The organism is Aeromonas crassostreae, from assembly GCF_054052445.1.
The window spans coordinates 83,180-95,546 of the sequence record NZ_JBSTYM010000002.1 but is presented as its reverse complement, the minus strand read 5'-3'; the positions used below and the strand labels follow the sequence as shown (position 1 = coordinate 95,546).

9 protein-coding genes are annotated in these 12,367 nt (G+C 65.9%); 3 read left to right on the top strand and 6 right to left on the bottom strand.

Annotation, left to right across the window (positions count from 1 at the left end; all coding sequences use genetic code 11):
- Positions 1–123: 123 nt before the first annotated feature.
- A complete protein-coding gene (locus tag ACW5W4_RS02035) occupies positions 124–690 on the bottom strand; it encodes a TetR/AcrR family transcriptional regulator (RefSeq protein ID WP_427261001.1) in 567 nt (188 codons plus the stop codon).
- A gap of 156 nt (positions 691–846) precedes the next feature.
- Here ACW5W4_RS02035 and ACW5W4_RS02030 point away from each other — a divergent pair, with 156 nt between their 5' ends.
- On the top strand, positions 847–1,884 hold the full coding sequence (locus ACW5W4_RS02030) for an alkene reductase (protein WP_456688228.1): 1,038 nt from the start codon (positions 847–849) through the stop codon (positions 1,882–1,884).
- A gap of 308 nt (positions 1,885–2,192) precedes the next feature.
- Positions 2,193–3,101 carry a bifunctional helix-turn-helix transcriptional regulator/GNAT family N-acetyltransferase gene (locus ACW5W4_RS02025; protein WP_456688227.1) on the top strand — a complete coding sequence of 303 codons (909 nt, stop codon included), beginning with the start codon at positions 2,193–2,195 and terminating at the stop codon, positions 3,099–3,101.
- A 99-nt stretch (positions 3,102–3,200) separates the two neighbouring features.
- Here the strand turns inward: ACW5W4_RS02025 and ACW5W4_RS02020 are convergent, their stop codons facing one another.
- The 3 genes from ACW5W4_RS02020 to ACW5W4_RS02010 all read right to left on the bottom strand — a co-directional run bounded on the left by ACW5W4_RS02020 (position 3,201) and on the right by ACW5W4_RS02010 (position 7,905).
- The gene (locus ACW5W4_RS02020; RefSeq protein ID WP_456688226.1) at positions 3,201–4,151 is read right to left on the bottom strand and encodes a bile acid:sodium symporter family protein; all 951 of its coding nucleotides are present in this window, start codon (positions 4,149–4,151) and stop codon (positions 3,201–3,203) included.
- Positions 4,152–4,249: 98 nt separating this feature from the next.
- Positions 4,250–5,839 carry a peptide chain release factor 3 gene (gene prfC / locus ACW5W4_RS02015; protein WP_456688350.1) on the bottom strand — a complete coding sequence of 530 codons (1,590 nt, stop codon included), beginning with the start codon at positions 5,837–5,839 and terminating at the stop codon, positions 4,250–4,252.
- Positions 5,840–6,084: 245 nt separating this feature from the next.
- Entirely contained in the window at positions 6,085–7,905 is a 1,821-nt protein-coding gene (locus ACW5W4_RS02010) for a diguanylate cyclase (protein WP_456688225.1), read from the bottom strand.
- A gap of 271 nt (positions 7,906–8,176) precedes the next feature.
- Here ACW5W4_RS02010 and ACW5W4_RS02005 point away from each other — a divergent pair, with 271 nt between their 5' ends.
- The gene (locus ACW5W4_RS02005) at positions 8,177–9,205 is read left to right on the top strand and encodes a diguanylate cyclase domain-containing protein (RefSeq protein ID WP_456688224.1); all 1,029 of its coding nucleotides are present in this window, start codon (positions 8,177–8,179) and stop codon (positions 9,203–9,205) included.
- A gap of 19 nt (positions 9,206–9,224) precedes the next feature.
- On the opposite strand, the gene viaA is transcribed toward ACW5W4_RS02005, so the two are convergent.
- The gene (viaA, locus tag ACW5W4_RS02000) at positions 9,225–10,679 is read right to left on the bottom strand and encodes an ATPase RavA stimulator ViaA (RefSeq protein WP_427261006.1); all 1,455 of its coding nucleotides are present in this window, start codon (positions 10,677–10,679) and stop codon (positions 9,225–9,227) included.
- On the bottom strand, positions 10,680–12,302 hold the full coding sequence (locus tag ACW5W4_RS01995) for an ATPase RavA domain-containing protein (protein ID WP_456688223.1): 1,623 nt from the start codon (positions 12,300–12,302) through the stop codon (positions 10,680–10,682). It lies immediately after the preceding gene.
- Positions 12,303–12,367: the final 65 nt, after the last annotated feature.

Genomic DNA, 12,367 nt, shown 5'->3' with positions numbered 1-12,367 from the left:
CCAACCCTTCTCCCATTCTTTTTTAGATGAGCGGGAGAAGGGGGCAAACAACCCGGCTGCATGTGGCATCTCCAGAAACAACAATGGCTCCCTCGGGAGCCATTGTTGTTTCCGTTTCGCAGGTCAAGCCCGCAGGGCGGCCATGATCTGGCTGACCACATTGCCGAGCAGCTCGGGTTCGGGGCGGCACTGGCCAACGGTGACCAGCCCCTGGATGCTGACCAGCAGGAAGGCGGTCAGGGTCGTGATGGCGGCATCCGAGCCGAGCCGGCCCCCGGCCCTGGCCTGCTCCAGCACGGCGGCAAGGTCGGCCTCCAGCTCGCCATAGCTCCCCTTGAGCCGCAGCCGCAGCTCCTCATCCTGCTCCGCCAGCTCCACCAGGGTGCGGGTCACCAGGCAGCAGCCTCCCAGGGTGTCGCTCACCACCTGACGCAGGAAGGCCTCTATGGCCGCCAGCGGCTCCCCTTGCGCGAACAGGTCGCGACGGCTGGCGCGCTTGCTCGCAATGTAGTGATCCACCGCCGCCAGCAGCAGGCCGCGCTTGTTGCCAAAGGCCGCATACAGGCTGCCCGGATGCAGACCAGTCGCCGCCACCAGTTCCTGCATGGTGGTCTTGGCATAGCCCTTGGCACGAAACGCCTCCATGGCATTTCGCAAGACGGTTTCGCGGTTGAACTCGGCACTGCGCATCGGGTTTCCTGTGACGGAGGCTGGAATGGCGGCAAGTCTACCCCAGGGAGAGGGTCAGGCCAACCTATCTTGAACAAGCATTCAAAAAAGAGTTGCGTCCGGGGCAAAAAACATCTTGAATGCACGTTCAAGAATCATCGCCCAGGACACTCACCCATGAATACCCTGTTTCAACCCTATCGCCTCAACGCCAGCCTGACCCTGGCCAACCGCTTCATGATGGCCCCCCTCACCCGCTGCATGGCGGGCCCGGGCCTGGTGCCGACCGAGCAGATGGCCGCCTACTATGGCCGCCGCGCCGACATCGGCCTCATCATCTCCGAGGCCACCATCATTCGCCCGGACGGCCAGGGCTATCCCAACACCCCGGGCATCTACAGCCCTGAGCAGATCGCAGGGTGGAAGCAGGTGACCGAGGCCGTGCACGCCAAGGGGGGCAAGATCTTCGCCCAGCTGTGGCACGTGGGCCGCCTCTCCCACCCCTTCTTCCACCACGCCGAGGTGCTGGCCCCCTCCGCCGTCGGTTTCGAGGGCTCGGTGCCGCGCATGCGCGAGTTGACATACCAGGTGCCCCGCGCCCTGACCGTGGCCGAGATCGTCCAGCTGGTCGAGGATTACGCCCAGGCCGCCGCCAACGCCATCGAGGCGGGCTTCGATGGAGTGGAGATCCACGGTGCCAACGGCTACCTCATCGATCAGTTCCTGCACCACTCCAGCAACCTGCGCAGCGATCAGTACGGCCAGACCCCGGAGAACATGAGTCGCTTCCCCCTGGAGGTGGTGGATGCCATCAACGCCCGCATCGGCTCGGATCGGGTGGGGCTGCGTCTCTCCCCCGGCGCCTATGTCCATCTGGAAGGGGATGCCCGGGATCGCGCCGTGTTCGACCACCTGCTGGCCGAGCTGAATCACCGCAATCTGGCCTATGTGCATCTGGGCATCTTCGATGACAGCCTCACCTTCGACTATCTGGGTGGCCGCGCCTCCGATTACCTGCGCGAGCACTACGACGGTCACCTGGTGGGGGTGGGCAACTACAGTGCCGAGACCGCCTTTGATGCCATCAAGGCCGATCGCTTCGACCTCGTCGCCATCGGTCGCCCCCTGATCGCCAACCCGGACTATCTCGCCAAGGTCAAACAGGGGGAGGCACTGACCCCTTATGCCGACACCATGCTGGCGGAGCTGGTCTAAAACCGCGCCCTGACACCGACACCATGCTGGTGGAGCGGGTATAAAGTACGTCGAGCCGATACCCGTTCGCCCCGTGGATAGGGTCCGGCGAGCCGCTCCCCTCACCCACCCTGCCGACCAAGGATGGGATCCGCGTCTGATACCGGCGCGGGTTTCCAATGTTTGGGCCCCCTCCCGGGCCCTTTTTTGTGCCCGCCACACCGCCTCCCAGCCTCTCCTCCCCTGCCTCCCCGTCGCCAGAAAGTCGTTGTCACCAGCAACCAGTTGGCTATATTGGTTGCCGATAACAACCAAAAGGAGACTCACAGATGGATCCCCGCCCCCTGCGCGCCCTGTCGCGCGAGCTGGTCCGCGAACTCGGCATGCTCTCCCAGCAGTGCGGTTCCCTGGCCCTCAGTCCGCTCGAGGCCCACCTGCTCATCGAGCTGGAGAGCGGCCCCGCCACCAACCAGCAGCTGGCCGAGCGCCTGCGCATCGACAAGTCCAACGCCAGCCGCCCCCTGGCTCGCCTGGCAGAGCGGGAGCTGATCGCCTGGCAGCCCCACCCCTCGGACGGGCGCAGCAAGCAGGCGCGGCTGACCGCCTTTGGTCAGGAGCAGCTAAGGGAGCTGCATCGGCAGATGGACGAGGCCATGGCCGAGACCCTGGCCCAGCTCACCCCCGCCGAGTGCGAGCGGCTCTGGGAGGGGATGCGGCTCTATCGCAGCGCCCTCTCCCGTACCCGGCGCCAGCAGGGTTATCGCATTCGCCCCATGGCAGCGGCCGACAACCCCCATATCGCCGCCGTGATCCGCGCCGTCTCCGCCGAATACGGCCTCACCGCCGACAAGGGGTATGGGGTGGCGGATCCCAATCTCGACTTCCTCCATGAGACCTATCAGGGGGAAGAGAGCCGCTACTGGGTGATTGAAGGGCCGGATGGCGCCATCCTCGGCGGCGGCGGCATCGCCCCCCTGGCGGGGGAGGCGCATACCTGCGAGCTGCAGAAGATGTACTTCCTGCCCGCCCTGCGGGGCCTGGGGCTGGGACGACGGCTGGTGCTGCAGGCCCTGGCCGAGGCGCGCGCCCTGGGTTACCAACGCTGCTATCTGGAGACCACCGCCGATCTGCGGGAAGCCACCAGCCTCTACGAGTCCCTGGGCTTCGAGCACCTGCCGGGGCCCCTTGGCTGCACCGGCCACGACGCCTGCGAGATCTGCATGGTGCTTGCACTCTGATCCCCCTGCAGCCGGGCCCATTCCCTTCTCTACCCCCAGGAGACGGACAAAAAGAGACCCCGCCGCAGCGGGGTCTCTTGCATGGCGCCTGGGCTGGCCTCAGTGATCCTTGACCCCTTCCCCGCGTTCCCGCTCGGCGAGAAGCAGTGGCCGCCTGGCCCAGAAGCCCGCCAGCAGGGAGCCGGACAGGTTGTGCCAGACCGAGAACAGGGTGCCCGCCACCGCGGAGGCCGGGGTGAAGAATTTCATGGCCAGCGCCGTGGCCAGCCCGGAATTCTGCAGCCCCACCTCGAAGGCGACGGTGCGGCAGATGCGCTCCTCGAAGCCGAGCCAGCGGCTGACCCAGTAGCCCGCCGCAATGCCGATGCCGTTGTGCAGGATCACCGCCAGCGCCACTATGGGGCCGATGGCGGCAAACTGGCCGGCGTTGAGGGCCACCACTGTGGCGATGATCAGCACTATGGCCACCATGGAGACCAGGGGCAGCACGGGTTCGAGCCTAGAGGTCAGGGTGTGCAGCCAGACATTGACCAGCACGCCGATGACCACGGGCACCAGCACTATCTTCACCAGGCTCAGCAGCATGTCCAGCACGGGCACATCGACGCTCTTGCCCGCCAGCAGCTGCACCAGCAGCGGCGTGACGAGCACCCCCAGCAGGGTGGAGAGGGCCGTCATGGTGATGGAGAGGGCCACGTCCCCCTTGGCCAGATAGCACATCACGTTGGAGGAGGTGCCCCCGGCGACGCTGCCCACCAGCACCATGCCCACGGTCAGTTCGGCATCGAAACCCAGCAGCAGGCTGACAAGCAGGGCCGCCAGCGGCATCACGCTGAACTGCAGCACCAGACCCAGCCCGATGGCCTTCTTGTTGTTGACCACGTCGAGGAAGTGCTGGGGTTTGAGGGTCAGCCCCATGGCCAGCATGATGATGGTGAGCAGGGGCACTATCTGGGTCTTGAGGTCGACGAACAGCGCGGGCTGCCAATAGGCCAGCACTGAAAACAGCAAGGCCCAGAGCGGGAAGAGGTGGGTAATGCGTCCAAGCATGGTGATCTCCTGATCCGAAAGTCAAACGCGGGCAAAAAAAGAAGGCCCGTCGGGCCTTCTCTTATATCAGTTTTTGCAGAGTGCGTGCGCGTCTTATATCAGTGCTCGCGGGTCTGACGGAACTGGACGTCCGGGTGACGCTCCTGGGAGAGGCGCAGGTTGACCATGGTCGGCGCGATATAGGTGAGGTTGTCACCGCCATCCAGGGCCAGGTTGACCTCGTTCTTGCGCTTGAACTCCTCGAACTTCTTCACGTCCGTCCCTTCCACCCAGCGGGCGGTGGCGACGTTGACCGCCTCGTAGATGGCCTCGACGTTGTATTCGCTCTTGAGGCGCGAGACCACCACGTCGAACTGCAGCACACCGACCGCGCCGACGATGAGGTCGTTGCTGATGAGCGGGCGGAACACCTGCACGGCCCCCTCTTCGGAGAGCTGCACCAACCCCTTGAGCAGCTGCTTCTGCTTGAGCGGATCACGCAGGCGGATGCGGCGGAACAGTTCCGGTGCGAAGTTCGGGATGCCGGTGAATTTCAGATCCTCACCCTGGGTAAAGGTGTCGCCGATCTGGATGGTGCCGTGGTTGTGCAGGCCTATGATGTCGCCGGCGCAGGCCTCGACCGCCTGCTCCCGATCACCGGCCATGAAGGTGACGGCATCGGAGATGTTCACATCCTTGCCCAGACGCACGTGGCGCATCTTCATGCCCTTGGAGTAGGTGCCTGACACGATGCGCATAAAGGCGATGCGGTCGCGGTGTTTCGGATCCATGTTCGCCTGGATCTTGAACACGAAGCCGGAGAACTTCTCCTCGGTCGCCACCACTTCGCGGCTCTCGGCCTTGCGCGGCATGGGGGCCGGCGCCCAGTCGGTCAGGCCATCCAGCATGTGGTCGACGCCGAAGTTGCCAAGCGCGGTCCCGAAGAAGACCGGGGTCATCTCGCCGGCGATGAAGGCCTCGTGGTCGAACTCGGGAGAGGCGCCCTGCACCAGCTCCAATTCGCCCCGCAGCTGGGCCGCCAGATCTGCACCGATGGCCGCGTCCAGTTCCGGGTTGTTCAGCCCCTTGACCACCCGCTTCTCCTGGATGGTGTGGCCCTGACCGCTCTGGTACAGATAGGTCTCGTCCTTGTAGAGGTGGTAGACCCCCTTGAAGGATTTGCCGCAGCCGATGGGCCAGGTGATGGGGGCACACATGATGTTGAGCTCGCGCTCCACCTCGTCCATCACCTCCATGGGATCGCGCACTTCGCGGTCCAGCTTGTTCATGAAGGTGAGGATGGGGGTGTCCCGCAGCCGAGTCACTTCCATCAGCTTGCGGGTCCGATCTTCGACGCCCTTGGCGGCATCGATGACCATCAGGCAGCAGTCGACCGCCGTGAGGGTACGGTAGGTATCTTCGGAGAAGTCCTCGTGACCCGGGGTGTCGAGCAGGTTGACCAGACAGTCGGCGTAGGGGAACTGCATCACCGAGGTGGTGATGGAGATGCCGCGCTGCTTCTCCATCTCCATCCAGTCCGACTTGGCGTGCTGGCCCGAGCCACGGCCCTTGACGGTACCGGCGCGCTGAATGGCCTGTCCGAACAGCAGGACCTTTTCGGTGATGGTGGTTTTACCCGCATCCGGGTGCGAGATGATCGCAAAAGTGCGTCTCTTGGAGACTTCACTCAGAAATTCAGCTGACATAATTCGACGTTCTTCTATTAAGCGGCGGCCTTGGGCCACCGTGGGAATAAATCCGGGATGCCGCATTCGACTCACGGCACCAATGTACGCAACAGACAGGCTCAGGCTGGCGTCTGGCCAACCCGGCGAAAAAGCGGGAACGTTGCGTTACATGGGTCTTCTCGCCTGAGTCAAAGCAAAATTGCGCGGCATTATACCCGTGCGGGTGAAAAATACCCAGCCCGGATGCGCCGGATCGCCCCCGGCAGTCAGTCGGCCAGGCAGACCCGATCCCGGCCTGTCTCCTTGGCGCGATACATGGCCTCATCGGCGCGATGCACCAGCTCGGTCAGGCTCTCCCCGGGCCTGTACTCGGCGCAGCCGATGCTGACCCGGATCGGGTGGTCCGCCGGCAGCGCCTCGACCCTGAGCCCGGCCACCCGGGTGCGTATCCGCTCCGCCACCTCCCCCGCCTCCCCCAGCGTGGTATCGGGCAGCAGCACCAGAAACTCCTCGCCGCCGTTGCGCCCCACCCTGTCCAGGCTGCGCAGCTCAGCCGCGATCCGCTCCGCCACCGCCACCAGCACCCGATCGCCGGCATGATGGCCCCAGCCGTCATTGATCTGCTTGAAGTGATCGATGTCGATGAGCAGCAGGGAGCAGGGCTGGTCCTGGGCCAGCATGGCCTCCCCCTTGGCCTGGATCTGGCGCCGGTTGTGGATGCCGGTCAGCTCGTCCGTCATGGCGAGGCGCCGCAGCTTGCGACTGCGGCCCAGCAGAAAGAGCACTATGCCGCCGAGCAGCAACAACCCCAACACCGTCACCAGGGTCTGCCAGTGGCGCCGCTCCTGCAAACGGTCCAGCTGCTGGGTCTGCAACGCCTGCTGGCTCTTGAGCGCCTCGTTCTCCGCCTCCTTGCGGGCGAGATCGAATTCGAAGCGCATCTGGATGGATCTCTGCTCGCCGAGCTGATGCTCCAGGGACTCCTGGATCGTCACATAGTGCCTGAGGGTCTTGAGGGCGGCATCGGCCTGCCCCTGCCGCTCCAGGATCCGCGACTGGACCCGATAGATGGTCGCGAGGAAGCGCTGGTTATCCTCCTGGCGGAAGATGGGCTCCGCCAGCGCCAGGAAGTAGAGCGCCCGATCGAGATCCCCCCGGGCCTCCTCCAGCAGGCCCATCACCAGCCGCCACTGCCCCAGGGTCGCGGCATCCGTCTCCTGATCACGGCTGAGCAGGGCATCCGCCTGCTGCAACCTGGCCCTGGCCTCCTCCCGTCGATTGAGCTTGAGCAGGCTGTGGGCCACCTCGGTCAGGGCCCAGGCCTCGTCCATCCGCGCGCCGCTGGCCTTGAAGTGGTTGGCCGCCTCCTCGAACAGGGTCAGGGCCTCGCCGTAGCGCTCCGTCTCCGTGTAGAGGATGGCCAGCTGGGCCCGGATCACCGTCAGGCTTTCCGCGTCCCCCTGCTGCTCATAGGCCTGCTCCAGCGCCTTGAAATACTCCTGCGCCCGATCGAATACCCCCATGCGCCGGTAGGTGTTCGCTATCTCCCCCATCAGCTTGAGCCGCCCGCGCTCCAGACCGAGTCGCTCATAGAGGTCATGGGCCACCAGCTGATCCCGCAGGCCCGCCGCCAAGCCGCCCTGGTAGGCCAGCATGCCGCCGCGATAGCCGAGGGCATCGGCCTCGAGGCGCTGCTCCCCCGCCGCCCTGGCCAGGGAGAGGGCGAGATCATAGTCAAGCCGGGCCCGGGCCATCTCCCCCAGCAGCTGGTTGTGCCAGCCTCGGCAGATGAGCAGGGCCGACTCCGTCACCCTGTCACCCTCCTGGCGGGCCTGGAGCAGCGCCTTGCTGGCGAAGGTGATGGCGGCGCTGTAGTCACTGCTGGTCTCCGCCGGCAGGGCCCAGCATTGCAGCCGCACCAGCCGCCCCTGGAGGGAGCTGGCGGGGTCTACCTGCCGCGCCAGCGCCTCGACCCGGCGCAAGCGCGCCCCCTGGGGCTGAACACCGTTTTCCAGTTCGGTGAACTCGGCGAGCAGGGCCTCCTCGGCCGGATCGCGCGCGCCTACATCGAGGGGGGCTACCAGCAACAGACAGAGCAACCAGGGAGAGACGGGGTGTGCGCCTATGACGGGCCTCCTGGGGCATTTCGTTGATAAATCGGAGAATTGAGCCCCTTCATCATATCCTGACTCGCCCTGACCCATGGTGAAAAAAACAGCCATCTCCTCTATAGTCAGCCCGTTGGCACGCCAGGACGCCCAGGCATGCCCCACTCATCCCCCTGGTCGGCTCGTCAAAAGAGACCCATCTTGTTCCAGCTTGGTGAAGGCAACACGGATTGGAAGTAGAGGCACCCAGGTGACAGAGAAGTTACCCCAGGATTACGAGACGCTGCTGGTCGCCTATCGCAGGCTGCAACAGGAGAACGAGCGGCTGAGGCGCATCGCCGACGACGCGCTGGAGAAGCTGGATGCGGCCAGTGACGGCACTGGCCTGTGCATCTGGCAGAACCATGTGCCCACCGGCAAGCTCATCATCTTCAATCGGCGCTGGGGCGCCATGCTGGGCTACCAGCCCAAGGAGCTGGAGGCCCACTTCGACACCTGGCGCGATCACCTGCACCCGGAAGACAGGGAGCGGGTGCTGCAGGCCTTCTTCGATCACCTCAGCGGCAAGACCCCCTTCTATCAGGCGCTGCACCGCATGCTGTCCAAGGAGGGCAAGGTGACCTGGGTGCTGGACCGGGGCCGAGTGGTGGAGCGGGACGCCGACGGCCATCCCCTGCGGGTCATGGGGTCTCACATAGACGTCACCCACGAGAAGGAGTACGAGCTGCAACTGGCCCAGCTCGCCCACCGGGATCCCCTCACCCACCTGCTCAATCGCGCCGCCCTGCAGCGCCAGTTTCCCGGCGAGCACCAGGCGCTCTGCTTCATCGATCTCGATGACTTCAAGCAGGTCAATGACCGCCTGGGCCACAGAGCCGGCGACGAGCTGCTGGTCGAGCTGGCGCGCCGCCTCAAGAGCCTGTGTCCGCAAGAGGCGGTCATCGGCCGCCTCGGCGGCGATGAATTCATCCTGCTGCTGCCCTGGCCATGTCAGGAGCCGCGCACCCAGCAGCTGGCGCTGGCCTGCCAGCAGGCCATCTCGGCCCCCTTTCCCCTGGCCAACGGCGAGGCCCGCATCGGGCTGAGCATGGGCATAGCCCAGATCCGCCCCCAGGATGATTTCGGCTCGGCCCTGGCCCGGGCGGACAAGGCCATGTATCGAGTCAAGCACGGGGGCAAGGGGGGATTCCACATCGCCCAGCCCAGCGGCCAGCCCCTGCTGGATCAGGAGCAGGTCAACGAGCGGGCCCTCGATTATCGGTGCCAGCCCCGGTCCTGATCCCCTCCAGCCATCGGCCTCAGCTGCGCTGCCAGCGGCGCAGCAGGCGACCGCGCAGGCCGCAGTCCAGCAGCCAGCTTCTGTCGAAGACCCGCAGCAGGGCCGGTTTGGCGTGACGGGACATGGCGACGGCGTGAAACCGGGTGCCCCGGGCGCGCTGGCTGTCCATCTGCGCCACCAGGGAGGCGGGCAGGCGCTGGGCGATGAAATCGGAGATCACCAGCACGTCCGCCAGCTCGAAGGCCGGGGCCTGCAACTGGCGCAGGGCCGCACTCAGGCAGGGCAGCAGATCGGTGCCGCCATTGAAGGTCATGGCGAGGAAGCGCTGGGCCTCATCGAGGCCGTCGGCATCGGTCAGCTCGAAGCTGGCCACATCGGTGGAAAACAGCATCACGAAGCAGCGCCGCTGCTCGCTCAGGGCCAGCTGCAACAGCGCCAGGGCCAGGGCCTTGGCACACTGCTCGGGATAGCCCCCCATGGAACCCGAGGTATCGATGCAGACGATCACCGGCCCCATGGGTTGCAGCTCCCGCTCCCCCTGGGCCGTGGTACGAGGCAGCAGCTGTTGCCTGGGCAGGATGCCCCTGGCCTGGTAACTGAGCAGGCGCCGCTCCAGGTAACGGCGGTAGAACTCCAGCTCCAGCTCGGGGACCCCCAGCATCACGGCCTCGCTCGGCAACATGCGCATCAGATCGCTGCCCTGATGAATGCCCACCAGATCGTCGGGCACGTCGTCACTGAGCACGGCCTCCTGGATCAGGGTGGGCTGGGGCGGCTGGGGTCTGGCCTCCTGCTCCTGGCTGTGCAGGCTGCGTCCCATGCTCTGGGCTATCTCCTGCAACATGGGCTCCTTGCCCAGCATGGCCGCATACTGGCGGATCAGCACCAGGGAGGCGGGCTGCCAGCGCCCCTGGGCCAGGTTCCACAGGCCGCCCGCCGTGCGCCGCTGGGGATCCAGCACCTGCTCGAGCTCCTCGCTGGCCCCTATCTGATCCTCCAGCTCCTGTTGCAACTTGAGCCGCTGTGCCTCGGCCAGTTGCTGCTGCAAGCGCAGCAGGGCCCCCACCAGGCTGGCGCGCCACCGTTCGAGCAGCAGGCGCCGGGTCCCTTCGACCGGGTGATCCACCAGCTGATGGGCCAGCTGGCGCCCCTCATCGGCGAAGTCGCTGCCCCGCTCCAGGGCGCTGAGCAGGGCCGGCAACTCGGCCACCAGCCGGGGCAGGGAGAGGGAGAGACAGTGCTGATAGAGCAGGAACTCCTGCTCCAGTACGGGGGGCACCGGGGTATGAGCTATGGTGTCGCTCACCTGATGGCGCCAGCGCTGCAGCCTCTGCTTGAGGGCGCGGCCCTGGGACTTGCCCAACCGGATGAAGCGGGATATCTGGGTGCTGGCCAGCAGGGCCACCACCATCTCTGACACCATCTCCCCCTCCGAGACGGCCAGCAAGGTGCTCATGGTGCCGATGTCGAGCATTCAGCCCGGCTCCCCGCACAGCAGGGGCAGGCGTCCCCGCCACTGGGCCAGCTGATCCGCCGTCTGTTCGAGCTCGCGGGTCAGGCTGAAGAAGCCCTCCTCGACCACCACCTGCCAGTGCGAGTCGAGGAAATGGTGGGGCTGATGGCCGTCGAAGCGCTGGCGCTGGCGACGCAGATCGGTGCGCAGGGCCATCAATTGCTCGTTGAGGCTGGCAAGCTCCTTGTACCAGGGGGCGCTGATGAGGCCGGGCAAGGGGGCGCGGCGCACCAGCACCAGGGGAATGGGATGGCGCTGACTGTCGAGCAGTTGCAGGCGCTGCTCGCCGTCCAGCTCCAGCTCCAGGGTCAGCCCGGTCTTGCTGCCGACCGGGTGGAACAGCACCTGATCGCCCTGCTGCCAGTGGCCGAGCACCACCTTGTCGCACTCCAGGGTCTGCACCAGCAGATCCGGCTCCTCCGGGCTGAGCCGGGCCGGGGTGAGCAGGTGCAGCTGGATCTGCAGGCCGCGCGCTCCCTGCTTGTCGGCCTCATCCAGGGGCAGGCGCCACCCCTTGCCGCGCTTGCCCAGCATCCCCTTGTGGGGCTCCGCCTTGAGGGCCAGCCGGGCGCTCATCTGCTGCTGCAACGCCTGCAGGGCGGAGGTGATGGCCAGGTGGCGGGAGATGAGCGTCTGCTGCTGGTAGCAGTGCAGGCGGGCAAACTCCTCCATCAGGGTGAGCAGGGCGGCGCGGCTGTCGCCGTTGTGCCACAGGCAATCCTTGAGCAGCAGCAGATCCAGGGGCGCCACCTCGGCGCGGCCATGGAAGAAGGCGCTCGCCTTGCACAGTCTGACCGCCTTCTTCCAGCGCCTGTCCGAGACATAGCAGGGCTCGTCACCGAGATGATCGAGGCGCTGGCGCAGCCGATAGATGAGCTCGAACACCTCGTTTGGCAGGGTCACCTGCTCTATCTGGCGCTGCCACGACTGGTACTCCTCGCTGTGGATCTGCAAGCTGGCCGTGAGCTGACGGGGGTTGGCGCCGTCGCTGGCCAGCATGGCCTGAAAGTTGGATTTTTCCTGCACCCTGTCCATCCAGATCCGCACCAGCATGCGGTCATAGAGCGCCTCCAGCCCGCTGTCCGGGGCGGGCAGCTCGTTGGAGGCGCTGATCAGCAGGCGCATCGGAATCGGCAGGGTCTCGTCGCCGTTGCGAAACTGGCGCTCGTTGATGGCGGTCAGCAGGGTGTTGAGGATGGCGGGCCCCGCCTTCCAGATCTCGTCCAGAAACACCACCTCGGCCTGGGGCAGATAGCCTGCGGTCAGGCGCAGGTACTTGCCCTCCTCCTTCAAGGCCTGGATAGAGAGGGGGCCGAACACCTCCTCCGGCGTGCTGAAGCGGGTCATCAGGTATTCGAAGTGGCGCGCATCAAAGAAGGCCAGCTTGAGGCGCCGCGCGATCAGGCTCTTGGCGATGCCGGGGGGGCCGAGCAGGAAGACGCTCTCCCCCGAGAGCGCGGCCAGCAGTCCGAGCCGCAGGGCGTCCTGGCGCTCATAGAGCCCCTCGCCGAGGGCCGTCAGCAGGCTGGGCAGGCGTTCATGAATGGGCGCGACACGGGCGGGGCTGTGGACAGAAAGTGGCATAGAAGAGCATTCCGACGCTGGGATCTGGATAATCCCGGTTCACGCCATGACGACCAGGCGAGCCG